Annotated in this window: 21 protein-coding genes; 12 read left to right on the top strand and 9 right to left on the bottom strand. The window is 69.0% G+C overall.

Annotated features, from left to right (window positions below; genetic code table 11):
* Window positions 1–40: 40 nt before the first annotated feature.
* Genes NDI76_RS09315 through NDI76_RS09295 form a run of 5 tightly spaced genes read left to right on the top strand, consistent with a single transcriptional unit; the run spans window position 41 to window position 7,558 of the window.
* Window positions 41–1,213, top strand: a complete 1,173-nt coding sequence (locus NDI76_RS09315) for an alpha-1 4-glucan-protein synthase (protein ID WP_310923734.1) — start codon at window positions 41–43, stop codon at window positions 1,211–1,213.
* Entirely contained in the window at window positions 1,206–2,384 is a 1,179-nt protein-coding gene (locus NDI76_RS09310; RefSeq protein ID WP_310923733.1) for an extracellular solute-binding protein, read from the top strand. Before NDI76_RS09315 ends, NDI76_RS09310 begins: the two co-directional genes overlap by 8 nt.
* A 15-nt stretch (window positions 2,385–2,399) precedes the next feature.
* Window positions 2,400–4,052 carry an ABC transporter permease gene (locus tag NDI76_RS09305; RefSeq protein WP_310923732.1) on the top strand — a complete coding sequence of 551 codons (1,653 nt, stop codon included), beginning with the start codon at window positions 2,400–2,402 and terminating at the stop codon, window positions 4,050–4,052.
* Complete coding sequence (locus NDI76_RS09300) at window positions 4,045–5,280, top strand: ABC transporter ATP-binding protein (protein ID WP_310923731.1); 1,236 nt, start codon at window positions 4,045–4,047, stop codon at window positions 5,278–5,280. The genes NDI76_RS09305 and NDI76_RS09300 overlap by 8 nt, the downstream gene beginning before the upstream one ends.
* A 1-nt stretch (window position 5,281) precedes the next feature.
* Complete coding sequence (locus tag NDI76_RS09295) at window positions 5,282–7,558, top strand: DUF7846 domain-containing protein (RefSeq protein ID WP_310923730.1); 2,277 nt, start codon at window positions 5,282–5,284, stop codon at window positions 7,556–7,558.
* A gap of 10 nt (window positions 7,559–7,568) precedes the next feature.
* Here NDI76_RS09295 and NDI76_RS09290 read toward each other — a convergent pair whose 3' ends face one another.
* The 3 genes from NDI76_RS09290 to sp36 all read right to left on the bottom strand — a co-directional run bounded on the left by NDI76_RS09290 (window position 7,569) and on the right by sp36 (window position 9,590).
* Complete coding sequence (locus tag NDI76_RS09290; protein WP_310923729.1) at window positions 7,569–8,270, bottom strand: dolichyl-phosphate hexose transferase; 702 nt, start codon at window positions 8,268–8,270, stop codon at window positions 7,569–7,571.
* Between the two features lie 65 nt (window positions 8,271–8,335).
* Window positions 8,336–9,376: a DUF7972 family membrane protein gene (locus tag NDI76_RS09285; RefSeq protein WP_310923728.1), complete on the bottom strand. Its 1,041-nt coding sequence runs from the start codon at window positions 9,374–9,376 to the stop codon at window positions 8,336–8,338.
* Window positions 9,369–9,590, bottom strand: a complete 222-nt coding sequence (gene sp36 / locus NDI76_RS09280; RefSeq protein ID WP_310923727.1) for a Sp36 family protein — start codon at window positions 9,588–9,590, stop codon at window positions 9,369–9,371. The genes NDI76_RS09285 and sp36 overlap by 8 nt, the downstream gene beginning before the upstream one ends.
* Before the next feature lie 117 nt (window positions 9,591–9,707).
* On the opposite strand from sp36, the gene NDI76_RS09275 reads away from it, so the two are divergent.
* On the top strand, window positions 9,708–11,018 hold the full coding sequence (locus NDI76_RS09275; protein WP_310923726.1) for a DUF389 domain-containing protein: 1,311 nt from the start codon (window positions 9,708–9,710) through the stop codon (window positions 11,016–11,018).
* 42 nt (window positions 11,019–11,060) lie between these two features.
* Here NDI76_RS09275 and NDI76_RS09270 read toward each other — a convergent pair whose 3' ends face one another.
* A complete protein-coding gene (locus NDI76_RS09270; protein ID WP_310923725.1) occupies window positions 11,061–11,765 on the bottom strand; it encodes an SOS response-associated peptidase in 705 nt (234 codons plus the stop codon).
* A gap of 133 nt (window positions 11,766–11,898) precedes the next feature.
* Here NDI76_RS09270 and NDI76_RS09265 point away from each other — a divergent pair, with 133 nt between their 5' ends.
* Window positions 11,899–12,693 (top strand): ribonuclease H-like domain-containing protein, encoded by a 795-nt coding sequence (locus tag NDI76_RS09265; RefSeq protein WP_310923724.1) that lies wholly within the window; start codon window positions 11,899–11,901, stop codon window positions 12,691–12,693.
* Window positions 12,694–12,769: 76 nt separating this feature from the next.
* Window positions 12,770–13,126 carry a DUF8002 family protein gene (locus NDI76_RS09260; protein WP_310923723.1) on the top strand — a complete coding sequence of 119 codons (357 nt, stop codon included), beginning with the start codon at window positions 12,770–12,772 and terminating at the stop codon, window positions 13,124–13,126.
* 41 nt (window positions 13,127–13,167) lie between these two features.
* Here the strand turns inward: NDI76_RS09260 and NDI76_RS09255 are convergent, their stop codons facing one another.
* Window positions 13,168–13,368 (bottom strand): DUF5800 family protein, encoded by a 201-nt coding sequence (locus NDI76_RS09255; RefSeq protein ID WP_310923722.1) that lies wholly within the window; start codon window positions 13,366–13,368, stop codon window positions 13,168–13,170.
* 98 nt (window positions 13,369–13,466) lie between these two features.
* Between NDI76_RS09255 and NDI76_RS09250 the strand changes: the two genes are divergently transcribed.
* The 3 genes from NDI76_RS09250 to NDI76_RS09240 all read left to right on the top strand — a co-directional run bounded on the left by NDI76_RS09250 (window position 13,467) and on the right by NDI76_RS09240 (window position 16,539).
* A complete protein-coding gene (locus NDI76_RS09250) occupies window positions 13,467–14,318 on the top strand; it encodes a polymer-forming cytoskeletal protein (protein WP_310923721.1) in 852 nt (283 codons plus the stop codon).
* Between the two features lie 78 nt (window positions 14,319–14,396).
* Window positions 14,397–15,305 (top strand): DUF4349 domain-containing protein, encoded by a 909-nt coding sequence (locus NDI76_RS09245; protein ID WP_310923720.1) that lies wholly within the window; start codon window positions 14,397–14,399, stop codon window positions 15,303–15,305.
* Between the two features lie 58 nt (window positions 15,306–15,363).
* A complete protein-coding gene (locus NDI76_RS09240; protein ID WP_310923719.1) occupies window positions 15,364–16,539 on the top strand; it encodes a redox-regulated ATPase YchF in 1,176 nt (391 codons plus the stop codon).
* A gap of 188 nt (window positions 16,540–16,727) precedes the next feature.
* Here NDI76_RS09240 and NDI76_RS09235 read toward each other — a convergent pair whose 3' ends face one another.
* Both NDI76_RS09235 and NDI76_RS09230 read right to left on the bottom strand, forming a co-directional pair.
* Window positions 16,728–17,024, bottom strand: a complete 297-nt coding sequence (locus NDI76_RS09235; RefSeq protein WP_310923718.1) for a DUF7344 domain-containing protein — start codon at window positions 17,022–17,024, stop codon at window positions 16,728–16,730.
* 155 nt (window positions 17,025–17,179) lie between these two features.
* Window positions 17,180–18,301, bottom strand: coding sequence for a pyridoxal phosphate-dependent aminotransferase (locus NDI76_RS09230; protein WP_310923717.1), 1,122 nt, complete (start codon window positions 18,299–18,301; stop codon window positions 17,180–17,182).
* 243 nt (window positions 18,302–18,544) lie between these two features.
* Here NDI76_RS09230 and NDI76_RS09225 point away from each other — a divergent pair, with 243 nt between their 5' ends.
* Complete coding sequence (locus NDI76_RS09225) at window positions 18,545–19,468, top strand: sulfite exporter TauE/SafE family protein (RefSeq protein ID WP_310923716.1); 924 nt, start codon at window positions 18,545–18,547, stop codon at window positions 19,466–19,468.
* A gap of 4 nt (window positions 19,469–19,472) precedes the next feature.
* Here NDI76_RS09225 and NDI76_RS09220 read toward each other — a convergent pair whose 3' ends face one another.
* Window positions 19,473–19,625, bottom strand: coding sequence for a hypothetical protein (locus tag NDI76_RS09220; RefSeq protein WP_310923715.1), 153 nt, complete (start codon window positions 19,623–19,625; stop codon window positions 19,473–19,475).
* Between the two features lie 78 nt (window positions 19,626–19,703).
* Window positions 19,704–20,948, bottom strand: a complete 1,245-nt coding sequence (locus NDI76_RS09215; protein ID WP_310923714.1) for an inorganic phosphate transporter — start codon at window positions 20,946–20,948, stop codon at window positions 19,704–19,706.
* Window positions 20,949–20,968 lie beyond the last annotated feature (20 nt).

Genomic DNA, 20,968 nt, shown 5'->3' with positions numbered 1-20,968 from the left:
ACCGGTACTTTTAGGTTAGCCTAATCCCGTCTTGCGCACAATGAGTGCACGGCAGGATATCTGCGTCGTCGTTCCGACGATTCGGGAGTACGAGTGCGTCCGCGAGTACGTCGCTAACGCTCGCGAGCACGGTTTCGACACCGACCGACTGTTCTTCGTTCTGGTGACGGAGGACTTCTGCGACGCCGACGCCATGCGCGCGATGCTGGCCGAAGAAGGGGTCGACGGCGCCGTCTTCGACGGGAGCGCCCGCGAGGCGTGGTTCGAGTCGCGCGGCATCGTCGAGTACGACCACCTGGTCCCCGCCGCGAGTCACGCGCAGACGTCGTTCGGACTGCTGTACCTCTGGGCGCACGACCGCTTCGAGTACGGCGTGTTCATCGACGACGATACGCTGCCGCACGCCGAGGAGGACTTCTTCGGCACCCACATGGCGAACCTCGCCCACGAGGGCGAGGTGGAATCGGTCCGCTCGGACGAGTCGTGGGTCAACGTCCTCTACCAGAGCGACACCGACCTCTACCCGCGCGGCTACCCCTACGCCGCGATGGATGAGGACGTCGAGACCGACGTGGAGAACGTCGACTCCGTCGTCGCCTCCCAGGGACTCTGGACGAACGTCCCCGACCTCGACGCCGTCCGCATCCTGATGGACGGCGACCTGCAGGGACAGGCCGAGACGCGGACCGAAGCGGCCGACTTCGAACGCGACTTCGTCGCCGCCGAGGGGCAGTATCTCACCGTCTGCTCGATGAACCTCGCGTTCCGCCGGGAGGTCGTCCCGGCGTTCTACCAACTGCCGATGGACGACAACGAGTGGTCGGTCGGCCGCTTCGACGACATCTGGTCGGGACTGTTCCTCAAGCGCGCCGCCGACGTGCTCGGAAAGCGCGTCTACAACGGCGGTCCGCTCTGCGAGCACAACAAGGCCCCCCGCTCCACGTTCGACGACCTGGCGAACGAAGTCGCCGGCCTCGAACTGAACGAACACGTCTGGCGCGTCGTCGACGACGTCGGCGACGACGCCAACTCCTTCGAGGAGGCCTTCGCCGCGATGGCCGAGGCCCTCGCGGAGGGGGACTTCTCCGAGTGGAACAACGGCGCGTTCCTGAACCACTGCGGGGAGTACATGCGCGATTGGCTCGACTGCCTGGCGGCGCTGGAACCGCGTCCGGTCGACGCCGAGGAAGGGGCGGTGGTCGCCGATGACTGAGCGACGTTACAACCGCCGCCGCGTCCTCGCGGGACTCGGCGCCGCGGGTCTCTCGGGTCTCGCCGGGTGCGGCGGGTTCACCGGGGACGAGAGCGAGCAGACCGGCACCGGCACCGACGGCACCGCGAACGGAACCGCCGGGGGGACCGGAGACTCCTTCGGCGAGTTCCGCGGCTCCGGTCCCCTCGCGGAGGGCCGCGGCGACGTCGGCGGCACGCCCATCGCCGACCTGCCGGACCTCAGCGGCGAGTTGACCATCTACCTCGGCGGCGGCGAGGGCGGCCTCTACCGCGACCTCTTGGCCCGGTTCGAGCGGATATACGACGACTTCAGTTACAACGCGCGCGAGTCCGGAACGTCCGACGCGGCGAACACGCTCATCAACGAGGGGTCGGCGTCGCCTGCCGACGTGTTCTGGTCGGTCGACGCCGGGTCGCTGGCGGCCGTCGCCAACCGCGGACTCACCGCGGAACTCCCCTCCGACGTCGTCGACCCGGTGCCCGAGGAGTTCCACCCCGAGAATCTGTGGGTCGGCGTCGCCGGGCGCGCCCGCGCCGTCCCGTACAACACCTCGGCGCTGTCCGAGGGAGACGTGCCCGACAGCGTGATGCAGTTCCCCGAATCCGAGGCGCTCGCGGGGGCGATGGGGTGGGCGCCGACGTACGGCGCCTTCCAGGCGTTCGTCACGGCGATGCGCCTCATCGAGGGTCCCGACGCCACGCGCCAGTGGCTTCGGGGGATGCTGGAGGCGGGCGTCACCGAGTACAACAACGAGTTCCTCGTCTCCAACGCCGTCGCCGACGGCGAACTCAACGCCGGGTTCGCGAACCACTACTACGCCCTTCGGGTGCAGGCCGCGCGTCCGAACGCACCTCTCGACCTGGCGTTCACCAGCGGCGACGCCGGCGCACTCATCAACGCCGCCGGCGCGGAGGTGCTCTCGGCCAGCGGGAACCAGGAACTCGCGTTCACGTTCGTCCGCCACCTGCTGTCGTCGGAGGCCCAGGAGTTCTTCGCCACGCGGACGTACGCCTACCCGATGGTTCCGGACGTCCCGCCCGTCGGTGGTCTCCCCACCATCGACGAACTGAACCCTCCGAGCATCGACCTCAGCCGTCTTTCGGAGATTCAGCCGACGCTGACGCTGATGCGGGACGTGGGAGTGCTCTGATGGGGGCGCCCTGAGATGGCGCCGGGCGGGGGGTTCGGCCGCGTCCGCCGACTGCTGGACGGCGGCGCCGGCGACGACGAACCCGGAACGGCCGTCGTCGTCCTCGCCGCCGCCGTCGCCGCCGCGGTGCTGTCGCCGCTGGTGTGGCTGCTCGTCAGCGCCTCGTCGCTCGACGTCGACGCCGCCGTCTCGCTTCTCACCTCCGGGACGGCGACGACGGTGCTCGTCAACAGCCTCGTCCTCACCACCGTCGTCACCGCTGCCTCCGTCGTGCTCGGCGTCCCGCTCGCGGTGCTGACGGTGCAGACGGACCTCCCGTTCCGACGGCTGTGGACGGTCTTGGCCGCCTTGCCGCTGGTCGTTCCGAGCTACATCGGCGCGTTCGCGTACGTCTCGGCGTTCGGTCCCAGCGGCGCGCTCGCCGACCTGCTCGCGCCGCTCGGTATCACGATTCCCACCGTCTACGGCCTCGGCGGGACGGCGCTCGTGCTGACGCTCTTCACGTACCCCTACGTCTTTCTCACCACGCGCGCCTCGCTGCTGTCGTTCGACGCGAGGCAGTTGGAGGCCGCCCGGACGCTGAACCACACCTATCCCGAGGCGTTCCGCCGCGTCATCCTGCCGCAGATAGCGCCCGGAGTGACGGCCGGGGCGCTGCTCGTCGCGCTGTACACGCTCTCGGACTTCGGAACCCCCGCAATCATGCGCTACGACGTGTTCACGCGCGTCATCTACGTCGAACTGAACAGCTTCGGCGTCGGACGGGCGAACGCGACGCTGCTGTCGATACAACTGCTCGCCGTCACCGCCGTCATCCTCGCCCTCGAATCGCGCGTCAGCGGCGACGCCGCCGCCGGCTACGGGACGCCCTCGTCGGTCGAGACGGTGGTCTCGCTCGGCCGCCTGCGCTGGGTCGCCGCCGCGGCCGTCGGGGCAGTGAGCCTGTTCACGCTTGCGCTCCCGGTCGGCATCCTCACGATGTGGCTCGTCCGCTCGGGTCCCGGCTACAGCGGCGGCGGCCTCGCGTTCCAGCCCGCGTTCGCGGCCAACTCGGTGTACGCCGCCGCGCTGACCGCCGGGGTGACGGTGCTGTTCGCCCTGCCGGTCGCCTACTACGCGGGACGCTCGGAGTCGCCGTTCGCCGCGCTGGTCGAGCGGGCGACGTACCTCGGCTACGCGATGCCGGGCGTCGTCTTGGGGCTGGCGCTCGTGTTCTTCTCCAGCCAGTGGCTCCGCGACGCCGTCGCCCCGACGGCAGCCCAACTCGTCTACCAGTCGCTTCCCCTGTTGGTCTTCGCCTACGTCGTCCGCTTTCTCCCGCAGGCCGTCGGCTCCACCCGGTCGTCGGTGCTCGGCGTGGACCGCGACCTCGTCGGCGCGGCCCGGTTGCTCGGGGCGTCGCCGCGGCGCGCGTTCCGCCGGGTGACGCTCCCGCTCATCTCGCCGGGGCTGCTCGCGGGCGCGGCGCTCGTGTTCCTCACGACGATGAAGGAACTCGACACGACGCTCATCCTCCATCCGACAGGGTTTACAACCGTTGTGACCTACATCTGGCGAGTTCAAGAGGCCGGCTACTACGGCCGGGCCGCGCTGCCGGCGCTGGTCCTGGTCGCCGTCTCCGGTCTCTCGATGATCCCGCTGCTCAGCGGAGGACGCGACGATGCGTGAGGACACACCCACCACGGACGGCGAGAAGGCGCGGCGGAACAGCACCGAGAGCGGCGCCGACGCATCCGCGTCGGACCCGACTCTGACGGCCGACGGCGGCGCCGCCGTCGGCGCGCAGAAGGACCTGGCCGTCGCCTCGGAGACGGCCGCGGCCGACGACCCCGAGGCGGACGTCGTCCTCGAACTGGACGGCGTCGTGAAACGCTACGGCTCGGAGACGGCCGTCTCGGGCCTCGACCTGACCGTCAGAGAGGGCGACCTCGTCACGCTGCTCGGTCCCTCCGGATGCGGGAAGACGACGACGCTGCGCATGATCGCCGGTCTGGAGACGGCTTCGGAGGGCACCATCGCCGTCGGCGGCGACGTGGTCGACGGCGAGGGCGCCCCGACGCCCCCCGAGGACCGCGACGTCGGGTTGGTCTTTCAGGAGTTCGCGCTGTTCCCCCACCTCAGCGTCGCGGAGAACGTCGCCTTCGGACTGGACGACCCCGACTCCGCGGAGGCGGAGCGCCGCGTCTCCGACCTGCTCGAACTGGTGGGACTCGGCGAGTACGGCGACCGCTCGCCGGCGGACCTCTCGGGCGGGCAGCGCCAGCGGGTCGCCCTCGCGCGCTCCCTGGCGCCCGAACCCGACGTCCTCCTGCTCGACGAACCGTTCTCGAACCTCGACGTGAGCCTCCGCGTGCGGATGCGCGAGGAGGTCAAACGAATCTTGGAGGAGGCGGGCGTCACGGCCGTCTCCGTCACGCACGACCAGGAGGAGGCGCTGTCCATCTCCGACCGGGTCGCCGTCGTCAACGACGGCCGGGTCGAACAGGTCGGCTCGCCCGGCGAGGTGTTCGAGAACCCCACCTCGCGGTTCGTCGCCTCCTTCCTCGGACAGGCGAGTTTCCTCCCGGCGTCGGTGACCGGCGAGGCCGTGGAGACGGCTATCGGGTCGTACGACAGCGACCTGCTGGCGGGCCTCGGAGACGGCTACGTCGGTAGCGACGTCGACGTGCTGGTCCGCCCCGACGACCTGCGGGCGACGCCCGCCCCCGAGGGCGACGCCGACGGCGTCGTCGTCCGCCGGCAGTACACCGGCCCCTCGTTCGTCTACCACATCCGCCTCCACGACGGCACCGTCGTCCGCTGCCTCCACAACCACACCGAGGAGTTCGACGTCGGCGAACCGGTCGCCGTGACGCTCGTGGCGGACCACGCCCTCGCGTGGTACCCCGCCGAGTGAGATGTCCGACGACTCGACCGACGCCGACGGGCCGACAACGGAGCACCCCGCGCCCTCCCGCCTCCGCTCCGCGCTCAGCTCGGTCGACTCGGTCGACCGGGGCCGACTCGCCGCGCTCTGTCTCGCACTCCTCGCCGCCGCCGTCGCCCTCCTCGTCGCGGCGGAACTGTTTCCGTACCGCTCGCTGAACCACGACGAAGGGGTGTACCTCCAGCAGGCGGAACTCCTCCTGCACGGCCGACTGTTCCTCCGCCCGCCCGTCGAGGAGGCGTTCCGACCGTGGTTCTTCGTCGAGAGCGACCGGGGGCTGTACTCGAAGTACGCCCCGGTGCCCGCGGCCGTCTTCGCCCTCGGGAAGGCGCTCGGCGGCTACCCGCTGGCGCTCGCGGGCGTCGCCGCCGGCCTCGTCGCGGGCGTCGTCGCCCTCGGCCGGGAACTGTTCGACGCCCGCGTCGGCGCCCTCGCGGGGGCCCTCCTCCTCCTCACCCCCCTGTTCGTCGTCCACTCCGGCGTCTACCTGCCGTACGCGCTGACGACGGCGCTGAACGTCGCGTTCGCCGTCGCCTACCTCCGGGGCGAACGGCGGGGGACGCTCCGCGACGCGGCGGCCGCCGGCCTCGCCGTCGGAGCCGCCTTCTTCTCGCGGCCGTACACCGCCGTGCTGTTCGCACTCCCCTTCGTCGCGCACGCCGGAGTCACGCTCCTCGGATCGGTTCGGCGGGGCCGTCTCGACCGCTCGCTGCTCGCCCGCCGCCTCGTCACCGCGGCCGGCGGAACCGCCGGCGTGCTCGCCGCCCTCGGTTACAACGCCGTCGTCACGGGGGACCCGCTCGTGTTTCCCTACCTCGCCTTCGCCCCCTCCGACGGCCTCGGCTTCGGCCGCCGGGCTATCCTCGGTCACGAGGTGGCGTACACCCCCGAACTCGGCGTCCGCGCGAACGCGCTCGTCCTCGCGGACCTGTTCTCCGAGTGGGTCGTCGCCGGACGGGTCGGCACCGTCCTCGCGGCCCTCGGCGTCGCCCTCGCCCTCCTCGGCCGTTCGGTCGTCCCCGGAGGCCGCGTCCGCCCCGGCCTCCTCGCGGCGACGTACCTCACCGTCGCCGCCGGCAACGTCGCCTTCTGGGGGAACTACAACGTCCTCGGCGCCCTCGAAGACGGCTCGGACGGCCTCGTCCACTACCTCGGCCCGTACTACCACTACGACCTCGTCGTCCCGACGGCGGTGTTCGCCGCCCTCGTCCTCGTCGCCGCCGCGGACCGCTTCCGGCGCGGGGTCACCGCGCGCGCCGCCGACCGGGACGGACGCCTCCTCGACGCCGGGCGGGGGCGCGCCTTCGTCGCTCTCGTCCTCGTCGTCTGTGCCGCCGCCGGCGGCGCCGTCGCCGTCTCGGCCGTCGACGAGGTGGCCGACCGCGACGCCGCCGTGACCGCAGAGTACCGCGCCGCCTACGCCCCCCTCGCGGACGAGGGGTCGACGGCGGCCGGGACGTCCCTGTTCTCGTCGTCCCCCCCGACGGTCGGCGCGTCCGGCGAGGGAGACGCCGTGGTGTTCGTCCCGACGCCGTACGGACCGTGGCTGAACCACCCGTTCCAGACGCTCCGCAACGACGCCGACTACGACGACGGGACGGTGTACGCGCTGGGCGACACCCGCGAACTCGCCGTCGCCGCGGCGTTCCCGGACCGCGACCTCCACCGGTACGTGTACGCCGGGTCGTGGGTTCCCACGGACGACTCGACGGTCCGCGCGGCCGTCGTTCCCGTCTCCCGCGTCTCGGGGGAACGGGCCGTCCTCGACGCGTCGTTCGACCTCCCCGAGGGCGCCGAGAGCGCGACGGTCAGGGTGCACGCCGACGACGGGTCGACCTACCTCGTCGCGACCGACGCCGAGGGGTCGATTTCGCTGTCCGCGGCGGCCGCTCCGGGTCGACTGACCGTCTCCGGTCCGGGACTCGAACCCGCGTCCGGGAGCGGGGAAGAAGGAAACGCGAGCGTCTCGCTCCCGCTGACCGACGACGACGAGGTGTTCGTCGAGGTGTTCGTCGAAACCGGTCCGGCCAGCGGGTTCAGCTACGAGGTGGTGTTCCCCGTCGAGCGCATCGACCGACCCGACGGCGAGGGCGTCCGCGCGCTCTCGCCGACCGTCGAACGGTGTCCGGTGCCGACGCGGTGCGTCCCGCGCGCCGTCGACGATTCGCCGTCGGGCGTCGGGGTGAACGCGACGCTCTCGGCGGTCTCGGACGGGGCGGACGAGCCGAACGAATCAGCGGACGGGTAGCGCCCGGCGCTCACCGACCCGGTTGCCGTCGTCGCTCCTCGACGCAGACGCGGAGGATGGAGGCGGCTATCTCGCCGCCGCCGGTGAACGGGTCGAGTTTCGTCTCCCCGAGTCGCTCGGCGTAGTCGATTGGTTCCTGTCGAATCCGGTAGCCCCGCATCGCCGGTCGGAGGAGAAGTTCGGCGGACAGCCCCGTGTTCTCCGTCCAGCGAATCGACTCGACGACGTCCTCGTGGTAGGCGCGCATGCCGGTCGTCACGTCGTACAGTCGGTCGCCGGAGAGGAGGCTCGCGATGGCCGCGAAGGCGCGGTTGCCGAGGCGGTTCAGCGCCGGCATCGCCTCGGCCCCGTGGTACAGTCGGTCGCCGCTCACCACGTCGTACCCCTCGTTCACCAGTTCGAGGAAGTCGGGGATGCGGTCCATCGGGTACGTCCCGTCGCAGTCCGTCGTGATTCGAACCGGATTCGACGCCTCGCGCAACGCCCGTTCGACCGCCGCGCCGTACCCCTTCGGGGGTTGTTTCACGACCGTCGCGCCGCGGTCGCGGGCGACGGCGGCGGTGCCGTCGTCGGAGCTATCGACGACGACCACTTCCGCTCTCCCGTCGGTCGCGGCGTCGACGTCCGCGAGGACCGACTCGATGGCCTCCACCTCGTTGTACGCCCCCATGACGACGCTCACGTCGTCGAGACCGTACGTTCGCTCGCTCATACTCGCGACTCGGCGCCGAGTGTTTTAGGTGTGCCGAAAAAATTCGCTCGCGGAGCCGGCGGCGGCTACCGCTGGGAGTCGCGGAGGACGAGTGGACCGATGGCGAGCGTCCGCTTTGCGACCGTAGCGATGCGGAGGATGTAGGAGGTAAAGAGCAGGAACGGAATCAGCGTCAGGGTGAACGCCCCGCTCACGACCCACGTGATGACGGGCACGTCGAGGAACTGCGTCGACCCGAACGTCTCCGCGCCGACGAACGTGAGCATCACGCCGGCGACGAGGAGGGCGGGCACCGCGACGTAGAGGATGTACTGCGAGAGGTTGACCAGCGCCCACTGGAAGTACAGCGTCTTGATGTGCTCGCGGGCCGGGCCGAACATCGAGAGGGAGGTTCGGAGGTCCTCGAACGCCCGCCTCTGGTCGTCGGTGAGCGAGTCGTCGAACTCGCCGGTGATGCGCTCGACCTGGTATATCTTCCACGAGTAGTTGAAGTTGAGCGCGGCGAACAGTACGTCGAACGTTCCGAAGGAGGCGCCGTCCAACTCGTCTTCGACTTCTTGGGCGTTGCCGTGGATGCTGTCGACGAACTCCGTCACCTGTTCGCGCAGTTCCTCGTCGTCGCCCTCGGCGGCGAGTCGGTCGACCACCTCGCTCCGTCGCTCCGTCTCGCGGACGAGCGCTTGGAGGAACGCCGAGGGGTCGGCCGGCACCGACTGTCCGAGCAGGTCCTTCGCGTACGTGCGAAAATCCATCGCGTCGCTCATCCGTTCGCGCTGGTCCCCCAGCGGACCGTTCTCCTGCGACAGCACGAGTTGGTTGATGGTGATGACGAGCGTCGTCCCGGTGACGAGCACGCTGATCATCGTCGAGAAGATGGTCTCTATCGTGTCGGCCGACGTTATCTCGGCGTCCAGCGGTGGCGCGAGGAAGACGCTGAAGCCGATGAAGCCGACGAAGATGAACAGCGCCAGCACGCCGGTCACGACCAGCCGATTCGCCTGGAGGAGGAACTTGATCTTCACCCTGCTCTCGTCCGCCCGTCCGCGCATCGTGTTCGCGGTGCCGATATCGCTCTCGCCGTTCCCCTCGGAACCGCCGTCACTCATCACCGGTCTCCTCGTCGGACTCGCCGTCGGCGGGTCGCTTCAGCACGATGTACTTCGTTCCACCTCCGACGTAGTCCAGCGTGTCAGCGAGTTCCCACCCGTCCGCCCCGAGTTCGTTCAGCTTCTCGGTCGGGTCGCTCGTCTCCTTTTTCGTCTCCTCGCGCGGCGGGCGGAGCGTTCGGTACTCCCACGTTCGCGTCTCGTTCGGTGACACAGACGGCGTTCGTCACCGGACGATAAGCGAATTGGGGCCGCCGAGAACCGCCCCGGTTAAAATGCTGGTTTATGGAGGCAGAAGGCTAGCCCCCGTCTGGGCGGTACGTCTAGTCGAATGCGAGAACTCCATCTCTCTGTCTCTGCGGACAAGCGGGACGAAGTGGTCCCCGTCCTCGACGACAACGACATCGACTACGTGACGATACCGCGCGACGGCGACGAGACGTTCTTCATGCTCCCCGTCCCGACAGCCGCCGTCTCCACGGTGCTCGAAGGCCTCGAAGAGGCCGACGTCGACGAGGAGTCCTACACGGTTGTGACGAAGGCCGAGACGGTGGAGATGTCCCAGTACGAGGGGCTCCGCGAGCGCTACTCCGCGACGGTCAGAAAGCTCTCGAAGGAGGAACTCCACGCGAAGGTCCGCGAGATGCAGTGGCCGTATCAAATTTACTACGTGGGGACGGTGCTGAGCGTCCTCGCGGCCGCCGCGGGACTGCTGCTCGACCAACCCGCGCTCATCATCGGGGCGATGATCATCGCCCCGCAGGCGAGTTCCGCGCTCGCCGCCCCCGCCGGCGCCCTCCTGAACGACTGGGAGATGTTCGTCGCCAGCGTCAGAGAGCAGTTTCTCAGTCTCGGCATCGCCATCGCGGGCGCGACGGTGTTCGGCGTGTTCCTCCAGTGGGCGGGGTTCGTCCCCGCGACGCTCGAACCGTCGCAGATAGAGCTCGTCGGCGTCAGACTGGCGCCGACGTTCCTCTCGACGACGGGCGCGGTCATCGCGGGCATCGTCGGGGCGTTCGGCTACACGACCGAGCAGTCGACGGCCATCATCGGCGTGATGATAGCGGCCGCCCTGATTCCCTCCGCCGCGGCCGCCGGACTCGGCATCGCGTGGGCGTCCCCGCTCCTCGCGACGGGGGCGTTCCTCCTGCTGTTGGTCAACATCCTCGCCATCAACCTCGGCGTGTTCGTCACCCTCCGGGTGATGGGCTACGTCCCGGACTGGCGCGAGGAGAGCGAGTCGTTCCGGAAGTCCATCTCCCCCGACAACCGGATGGCCGTCTACGGGACGCTCCTCGTCCTCCTCGTCTCCCTCGTCGCCACCGGCTACCTCACCGGCGCGAGCGTCGCCTTCGCCCGGTCGGTCAACCAAGAGGTAGAGGCGACGTTCGAGCAACCGGAGTACGCTAACCTCTCGCTGTCCGGCGTACAGGTCGGCTACGTCGGCACCTCGCTGGAGCGCGAACCCACGAGTATTACCGTCATGGTCGGTCGGACCTCGAACCACTCCTATCCGGACCTCGCCGGGCGGTTAGAGCGGCAGGTCGAACGCGCGACCGGGCGGAACGTCGCCGTTACCGTCGAGTTCACCGAAGTGCGGTCGTCGAACCGAACCCGGCCGCCGAACCCGGCGACGGCCTGAGGCAGGGTCGACTGATTCCTCCCGCCGCCCGAACGCCGACGCTCAGCCGTCGACCGGTTCGACGATGTCGGCGTCGTCGTTCGCGGGGCTGTTCACCCGCGTCGAGACGGGGTACGCGCGCATCTCCCTGTCGGGGAACGTATCGAGCAGCGACGCAGCCTCCTCGCCGTCCCCGCGGAGCCACGTCTCCTCCTCCTCGGGCGCGAGGATGACCGACATCCGGTGGTGGAGGTCGGAGACGAGGTCGTTCGGTTCGGCGGTGACGACGGCGAACGTCTCCAGCACCTCCGCCTCGGCGTCCTCGGCGCTCCCCCCGCCGGCGAAGTCGCCGAGGCCGGTCTGGGTCTGTTCCGGCTTCCAGCGCTCCCAGAGTCCCGCCATCGCGAACGGCCGGTCGTCCTCGAAGGCGACCCGGTAGGGCTGTTTCCCGCTCTCCGTACTCACCCACTCGTAGAAGCCGTCGGCGGGGACGAGACAGCGCCGGCGCTCGAACGCCTCGCGGAAACTCGGCTTCTCGCGCACCGTCTCCGCCCGCGCATTGATGACGCCGCCCGACCGGTCGTCGGCCCACGAGGGGACGAGTCCCCACGTCAGCGACCGGAAGGCGTCGGGGTCGTCGTTCGCTACAACGGGGAGTTCCTGCCCCGGCGCGCAGTTGTACCGCGGGTCCGGCGGCGTCTCGAACGCGGCGTCGAACCGCGCTTCTAGCTCCTCCGCCGGGGTGAACAGGCTGTACCGGCCACACATGCTCCCCGCTACGCGCGCGGCGGTGAAAACGGTGCGGTCGGTCCGGGGAACCGCCCGCTGCCGTCCGCAGTCGGGCGGGTTCGACCCGCACCCACTCGAAGGGTTTAGGCGTCGCCGTCCCCCGGTTGGAGACATGCGTATCGAGAACAGTTTCATCCCCGTCCGCGGCGTGGGCGAACGGACCGAACGGGGCCTGTGGGAGGAGGGCGTCCTGACGTGGGAGGCGTTCGACCCGCGGTCGGCGCCGGTAGGCGAGAAGACGGGCGAGCGAATCGAGACGTTCGTCGCCGACTCGCTCGAACGACTCGACGACGGCGACGCGCACTACTTCGGCGAGGTGTTCCCCTCGGGCGAGCGCTGGCGCCTCTACGAGAACTTCCGCGAGGACACCTGCTTTTTCGACATCGAGACGACCGGACTCGACGCCGCGAGCAACGACGTGACCACCGTCTCCTTCCACCGCGACGGCGAAACGACGACGCTCGTCCGCGGCGAGGACTTGACCGCCGAACGCCTCCGCGAGCAGTTCGCGGACGCCGCCCTCGTCGCCTCGTTCAACGGCAAGCGCTTCGACGTTCCCTTCCTGGAGGAGAACTTCGATATCTCCGTCGACGCGCCGCACGTCGACCTGATGTACCCCTGCCGCCGCCTCGACCTGACGGGCGGGCTGAAGTCCATCGAGAAGGAGGTCGGCATCGACCGCGACAGACCTGACCTCTCGGGCCGCGACGCGGTGCGACTCTGGCACCGGTACGAGCGCGATGGCGACGAGGACGCCCTCGACACCCTCGTCTCGTACAACCGCGACGACACTGCCAACCTGGCGAACCTGATGGACATCGTCGCCGACTCGCTGCACGCCGACTCGCTCGGCCCGTTCGTCGACGGCACGAACGCCGATTCGACCCGCTCCCCGGCCGAGCGGTGAGGAGGGGAGTCGGAGCCACCGGTCGGCGAGAGCGGAGACGAGAGTACTTTTGTACCACGGGCGATAGGCGGCGCACATGACCGACGACGCGGACTCCGAGGAGGCCGTCGACCCCGAGGGGGAGACGGCCGACGTCGACGAGGGTGCGGGCGAGGAAGAAGGCGACACCGGGGAGCGACCGGACTCCGCGGAGGCCGACGGCGGGGAGAACGCGGCCGACGGCGAGGACGGACGGGACGCCGAGCTATCGGACGGCTCCGACGACACCGTCCCGAACGTCGAACTCGGCCTCTATCAGCTCTCGGTCCGCGTCAGCGGCCGCTCGGACGACGACCTACAGACCGTCGAGGACTCGGCGAAGCGTCTCATGGACTACCTCATCGACCGCGCCGGGGAACTCGAAGAGCGACCCGACGACCGAGGGCTGAGTTAGGCGGACGGCGCCGGCGCCGCCGGCCCCCGGCGGAGTCGAGGTCAGGTGTTCAGGATATCTCGGATGCGGCGCGGTTCGCCGCTGAGCGCGGGGTTCTTCTCGACGATTTGCAGTACTTCGTGGTCGGTGACGTCGGGGTAGGACTTCTCGGTGGCGTCCTCGATGAGCGCCTTTTCGAGGCGGAACTCGGTCCCCTCGTACTCGACGTCCACGCCTTTGTCGTCGAACGACAAAACCGTCATAACGCAGGATAGTCCGGGGACCTACAAAAGCCCGTCCCCCCGGCGTCAGCCCTCCGTCTTGCGGGGCGCTTATAACGGAGGACGCGTCACAAGGGAGTGTGTCACTCGGTTCGGACCCGCTCGATGCCCTCGAGATACCCGACGGCACCACCGTCGAAGAACGCGCATTGGTGACCGACGGCGACGTGGTCGTCGGGGGACAGAGCACCGTCGAGTTCGGGGTCCGCGGCCGGAACGTGGTCGCCGGCGAACGGGTGCAGTTCGGCGGCGACATCGAGGCGGAGGGCGACTGCCGCCTCGACGTCTGGTGCGACGTGGCCGGCAACGTCCTCGTCGGGCAGGACGCCTACCTCGGCGAACGCGTCCACATCGGCGGCCGCCTCATGGTCTCCGGCGACTTGGACATCGGCGACGACGTCGACATCGAGGAGGGGTTCGAGGCCAGCGGTTGGATCGTGATTCGAAACCCGGTTCCGACGCTCGTCTTCTACTTCATCGTTCTCTCGCAACTCCTTCGATTAGGCGAGAACGAGACGGCGGACGAACTCGCCGAGTCACTCTCGGGCGACGGCGACGTCGACCCCTTGGTCATCCCGCGCGGTTCGACCGTCTCGGACGACGCGTGGCAGGCGTCGACGCCCGCCGTCGTCGGCGACAACTGCCGCCTGCACGGCAACATCCGCGCCGAATCCATCACCGTCGGCGAGGACGACAACATCTTCGGCAGTCTCCGCGCCCGAGGGGACATCTCAGTCGGGTCCGGCACCCGCGTCCACGGCGACGTGACGACGCGGGACGGCACCGTCACCATCGCGTCGGGGGCGCGCGTCCTCGGCGACGTCTCCTGCGCGGAACTCGAACTCCACGAGGACGCCGCCGTCGACGGGACGATGCGCGCGAAGGGCGATATGCGAATCGTCCGCGCCGACGTCTCCCGCGACGCGGAGTGAGGTCGTCCGACCCAGACTGAAACGCCCGCTTGAGTCTACGGTACCTCTTTTTGATAGGTCGCCGTACGTCCGTCCATAATGTCACAGCGACGAACCCTCGTGCTCGTCTGCGTCGTCGTCCTCGTCGCCCTCGCCGGGTGCAACGGGGCGGCGAACGGCGGCGACAGCGGCGGTATGAGCACCCAAGTGGCCGACGGTGGGGCCGCCACGGAGGCCGCGGCGGCCGAGTCGACGGGCGGGTCCGGCGGGTCGGGGTCGGGCGGCGACGCGTCCGCGCAGGCGAACGTCCAGACCCGACAACTCATCAAGACCGGAACCGTCGCCGTCGAAGTCGACGCCTTCGACGCCTCGAAAGCGAACCTCACCGCCGCCGTGCAGGGGTACGGCGGGTACGTCTCCGACACCTCACAAGAGCGACACAGCGTCGGCAACGAGACGTACACGACCGGTCGACTCGTCCTGCGCGTCCCCGCCGAGGAGTTCGACGCGTTGGTCGAGGATGCGAAGGCCGAAGGCGACGTGCGGGTGGTCGAGACGAACACCGAGGACGTGACCGACCGTCTCGTCGATTTGGAGGCGAGACTGGAGAACCTCCGCGCGCAACGCGACCAACTCCGCGACCTGTACGAGGAGGCGAACACGACCGAAGACGTGCTGGCGGTCCAACGGGAACTCTCCGACGTGCAGGGGGAGATAGAGCGACTGGAGGCGCAAAAGCAGAGTCTGGAGGACCGCGTCGCCTACTCCACCCTGACCGTCCGACTGAACGAACCGCGGCCGACGCCGAACCGCATCGCGCCGGACCGCTGGTACGACACGCCGGTCGTCTCGGCGTTCCTCCAGTCCGTCGACGGCGTCTTCGTCGTCGCCCGCGCCCTCGTCGTCGGCGCCGCCTACGCGCTTCCGTACGTCCTCGCGTTCGTCCTGCCCGTCGCCCTCCTCGGCGGATTGGTCTGGCGGTTCCGCCACCGCCTCCCGCGCGTCTGAACGGTCGGCCGACCGCGGGGACCGAAAGGATGTTCCGACCGTCTCTCCATCATCGACCATGCTCTCTGTCGCTCTCGCTGGCAAGCCCAACGCGGGCAAGTCAACCTTCTACAAGGCGGCGACGCTGGCGGACGTCGACGTGGGGAACTACCCGTTCACGACCATCGACCCCAATCGAGGGGTCAGTTACGCCCGAACGCGGTGTCCCTGCCTCGACCGGGACGAACGCTGCGGCAACTGCGAGGGCGGCGTGCGCTACGTCGGCGTCGAACTCCTCGACGTGGCCGGCCTCGTCCCCGGCGCGCACGAGGGTCGGGGGCTGGGCAACCAGTTCCTCGACGCCCTCACGAACGCCGACGTCATCCTCGCCGTCGTCGACGCCTCCGGCAGCACCAACGAAGAAGGCGAACCCGTCGAGGTCGGGACGTACGACCCCGTCGAGGAAGCGGACTTCGTCGAGGAGGAGTTAGAGCAGTGGCTCGCCGGCATCATCGAGAAGAACTGGGAGTCGGTCGTCCGCAAGTCCCGGTCGCCCGACTTCGACATCGACGAGGCGCTCTCGGAGATGCTGACGGGGTTCGGCGCGACGGAGTACGACGTGGCGGCCTCCCTGCGCGCCTTGGAGTACCCCGAGGACCCGAAACAGTGGACCGACGAGCACCGCGAGGCCCTCGCGAGCGACGTGCGCGCGCGGACGAAGCCCATCGTCCTCGTCGCCAACAAGGCCGACATCGCGCCCCCGGAGAACCTCGAACGCCTGCGCGAGACGGACAAACCCGTCGTCGCCGCCACCGCTGACGGCGAACTCGCCCTGCGGAAGGCCGCCGAGGCCGGCGTCGTCGACTACCTCCCCGGCGACGACGGCTTCGACATCGTCGGCGACGTGAGCGACGCGCAGGCGACGGGGTTAGAGAAGATACGCGAGGTAGTCGAATCGAACAGCGGGACCGGCGTACAGGAGGCCATCAACACCGCCGTCTACGACGTGCTCGACATGGTGACCGCCTATCCCGTCCAGAACGAGACGAAGTGGACCGACGGCACCGGCGAGATGCTCCCGGACGCCTTCCTCCTCGAACGCGGGTCGACGCCGGCGGACCTCGCGTACGCCGTTCACTCGGACATCGGCGAGGGCTACCTCCACGCGGTGGACGCGCGGTCGGCCCGCCGCATCTCCGAGGACTACGAACTGGACGAGGGCGACGTGATAAAGATAGTCAGCACCGCGAACTGAGGTGACGCGGCGGGGCCGCCGCTCGGAGGTCTACGGTACCGGAACGAAATCGGTCGAACGCGCCGCTCGCGGGGTAACGTTCTCGAAAACCGGGGATGTGAGGACCTACGTGTCCATGGCAGAGTCCTGCGTACGTCCCGGCCGATTACTACTCCGCGCCGATACGGTATAAGTCTACCTCGACGCGTTCAGTCCGAGAGCGCGGTCGACGTCGGGGCGGGCCTCGCGCGGCGGTCGACCGTGCCGGCTTCGTGGTCGAAATCGACGAATCCGGCCTCGTCGAGTTTCGGCAGGTCGACGTGGTGGAGGCGGATGAGGGCCGTTTCGCGGTCCGCGTCGGCCACCTCGTCGGGGGCCGTGCTCTCGCGTTCGGCGACGACGTCCGTAGCGAGCGATTCGATGTCGACCGTGCCGCGGCGGTCGTCGAGACAGGACAGCACGGTTCGTCGGTCGCGGTCGGCGAAGGTAGCGATTGTATCGTTCATCGTCGTTGTATGATTCGGAGGGACTGTCTGTCCCTTCGACCGTACTTTCGTAGAGACGAGACCCGGCTATCACTCCCGGCCCTACGTGGTTAGGGTTCCCGCCTGATTCCGTGATTGCGCGCTCGCGGAACTCCGGCGTCGCTCGGTCGCCGCCGTCAGACGACGGCGTCGTAGGCGTCGCCCATGATATCTAACGCCTCGCGGAGCGACTCCTCGTCGGTCGCGTAGGAGAGGCGGGCGTACCCCTCGCCGTGCGCGCCGAACGCCTCGCCGGGGACGACGATGACGCCGCGTTCGAGACACTCGTCGACGAACCCCTCGGGCACCTCGGGCATCACGTAGAACGCGCCCGTCGGCGTCGGGACGGTGAGGCCGATGTCTTCGAGGCCCTCGACCACGATGTCGCGGCGGCGGCGGAACGACTCGGTCATCTCGTCGACTTGGTCCTGCGGACCGGTGAGGGCCGCCTCGGCGGCGAACTGCGCGGGGGCGGAGGCGCACGCCTGCGCGTACTGGTGGACGCGGAGCATCCGTTCGATTCGCCGCGAGGAGGCGTGCACCCACCCGAGGCGCCACCCCGTCATCGAGTACAGTTTCGAGGCGGAGTTGACGACGACGACGTTGTCCGTCTCGGCGAACTCGGCGGGCGAGCGGAACTCGCCGTCGAAGACGGTGTACTCGTACACCTCGTCGGAGATGCAGAGCACGTCGTGTTCGTCGGCGATGCGGGCGAACTCCTCGACGTCCTCCGGCGGCGACACCGCGCCCGTCGGGTTGCCCGGACTGTTGACGACGAACGCCGCGGTGTCGTCGGTGATGGCCTCCTCGACGGCGGCGGGGTCGAGCGTCAGGTCGTCGCGCAGGGGGACGGGTACGGGCGTCCCGTCGGCGAGTTTCGTCAGGGCGTCGTAGGAGACGAACCCCGGGTCGGGGATGATGACCTCGTCGCCCGACTCGACGTGAGCCTCCATGGCGATGTGCAGGGCCTCGGACCCGCCCGCCGTGGCGATGATATCGTCGGGGTGCAGGTCGAGTCCTTGGTCGCGTTCGTGCTTCGCCGCGATGGCCTCCCGGAGCGACGAAATCCCCTTGTTCTCGGTGTAGGCGTCCGCGCGGCCGTCCCGGATGGCCTCGATTGCGGCCCGACGTGCGTGCTCGGGAGCGGAGAAGTCGGGTTGTCCGAGACCGAGGTTTATCGCCCCCTCCCCGGCGGCCTCGAACACCTCTCGGATTCCGCTTATCGACACCGCTTCGACTCGTGCTGAAAAGTCCGACATACGCTATCCGGCGTCCGCCGCCGGGATAGTTCTTCCCTCACACGGCCGCGTTCGCGGTGTACAAGCAACATTTTCTGGTACGTGTGACGCCGAAAACGAGCCGTTTTCGCCGCTCTCGGCCCCGAAACGGCCGTAAGACGTCGAAATCGCTCCGACGGAGGTGACGCGGCTTCGGCACAACCGTCGCCGCCGCCGCGCACCGAAAGGCCGTCCGTCCCGTACCCGCGCCCGGAGAGTCAACACGTGGCCACAGATAACGCGCGCGTCGACCCCGCACAGTTCCTCGAACACCTCCGCGCGTTCCGGTACCGCGAGGTGACGATGACCGCGGCGGCGTTCGCGGTTCTCGTCGGCGCCGTCGTCCTCTTCCCGGGCGCGGAGAACGTTACCGCCGGGATTCGGGCCGACGTGGGGGCGACGACGCTCGCCGTCTTCGTCGCCGTGGCGATTCTCGCGGGGGCGATAAAGGGCATGCTGGGCTTCGGTTACGCCCTCGTCGCCACGCCCGTCTTCGCAACCGTCATCGACCCGACGCTGGCCGTCGTCGTCCTCGCCATCCCGCCGTGGATGATAAACATGTTCCAGATAGGCGAGACGGACACCGGCCTCGACTTCGTCCGCGAGGAGTGGCTTCTGATGCTCTTGGCCGGAATCGGCGCCGTCCTCGGCGTCTCCTTCCTCGCGGCGTACAGCACCGGCCCCATCGTTCCGTTCCTCATCGGCCTCGTCATCTTCGGGTACGTCCTGTTTCAGGTGCTACAGGGGTTCGTCACCGTCGAGGAGGCCCACCACCCCGTCGCGCTCTCGACCGCGGGCTTCCTCGAAGGCTTCCTCCTGGCTGTCTCGAACCTCGGACCGCTCCTGCCCGCCTACTTCCACACCTTCGAACGCGACGCCGAGCGCTACATCGGCGGTCTGTCGATGGTGCTCGGACTCATCTTCACCGTCCGCATCGTCCAGATGGCGCTCTTCACGGACTTGATGACGACCTACCGGCTCTGGCTGGGGTGCGTCATCGCCGTCGTGACGCTCGTCGGCCTCCTCGCGGGGACGTACCTCCGGCGAGTCGAGGTGAACGAGACGTGGTTCAACCGGTTCGTTGTCGGCCTGCTGTTCGTCATCTCGCTCAACATCTTCCGGAAGACGGTGCCGGCGCTGTTCTTCTGACTCCTCAGCCCTCGTACTCGTCGCGCAGGTCTTCGATGTGACTCATCACGAGCGAGAGCGTCGCGTCCGCGTCCGCGTAGCCCTGTTCGTACTCGCCGTACGCCGTGTCCACGTCGTCGAGGAACGTCTCCACCGCTGCTTCGAGTTCGTCGCTCATATCCGACGGTCCGTCCGCGAGGTGAAAAACGCCCCGTCCGAGCGTCGCTCTCCTCTCGGTCCCCGGCCCGCGGCGCGCTCACAGCAGTAACTCGAAGACGGGGTACGAAGTGACGACTGCCAGCGCCGGCGTCAGCACCCACATCGTCGCGATGCGCTTGGCCGCCCCCGCGTCGAACAGGCTCCGTTCGTCGAGGTCCGCCGGTCCCTCCTCGCCGACGTCGGGCACCGCGGGAATCTCGTCGGGCTTCTCCGGCGGTTCCTCGTGACGCGCGACGTCGCCGATGGTCGGTCCGGTCGGGACTTCCTCGGCGCGCGAGGTGAGAAGCGCCCCCGTCGAGACGTCCACCTCGGGGCGTTCGGGCGTCGGCGTCGCCAACTCCGCCAGCGTCGCCGCCCGACTCGCTCGACCCCACCCGAGACCGATGATGGTGGAGGTGGTGCTCACGGCGAGACTCGCGGGGATGCCGAGGTACGACAGCACGGTGATGACAGTGCCGCCGACGACGGAGACGATGAGCGACGCCAGAATCGGAAGCTCCGTGATGTCGTCTCCCACCGTTTCGAGCGTTCGGCGCGCGATGGTGAAACTCCCCAGTCCGAAGGCGAACACGGCGAGCAGGACGCCTTGGTCGACGGTGAACGAACCGCCCGGGCCCACGAGCGGCGCCACGGCGTTCGCCGCGTTGGACGCCCCCGCCGAGAACGCCATGTAGCAGGCGATGACGACCACCGAGAGCGACCCGACGACGTCTCTCGCCGATGCCCGCGAGTTCAGGTGCGGACGGGGAACCGCCCCCGAGCGGTCGAACTGGACGAGGTGGAGGTCGAACTTCGTGAACGCGACGTAGCGGTCGAGGTAGGGGTAGACGTACCGCCCGACGACGAGTCCGACGCCGAAACTCAACAGCGGCGCGACGATCCACGCCGAGACGATGACGAACATCAGCGCCTGATTCAGCGTCTCCGAGGCCAGTCCCAACCCGACGATGGCGCCGACGGCCGTCATCGACGTCGAGGCCGGAACGCCGTAGAGGTTCGAGACGAGCAGCGACGCGCCCGTGAAGAACAGGACGACGACGCTCGCAATCGGCGTGAACTGCGCCGCCGGGATGATGCTGCTGCTCATGGTCGCGATGACGTTCCGACCGACCGTCCACGCCCCGAGCAGCGCGAACCCGACGAACAGGGCCGCCGCGGTCACCTTCCGAACCAAGCGCGACCCGACCGCCGGACCGAACGCGACGCCGGTCGAGGACCCGCCGATGTTGAACCCGACGAACACCGCGACGAGGATACCGGCGACTGTGAGCGGCGAGACCATGTAGTACGTCACTCGATGCC

The sequence above is a fragment of the Halogeometricum sp. S1BR25-6 genome (assembly GCF_031624495.1).
Lineage (GTDB): Archaea > Halobacteriota > Halobacteria > Halobacteriales > Haloferacaceae > Halogeometricum > Halogeometricum salsisoli.
The sequence above is the reverse complement of the archived record's forward strand: the minus strand, read 5'-3'. Positions and strand labels throughout refer to the sequence as shown.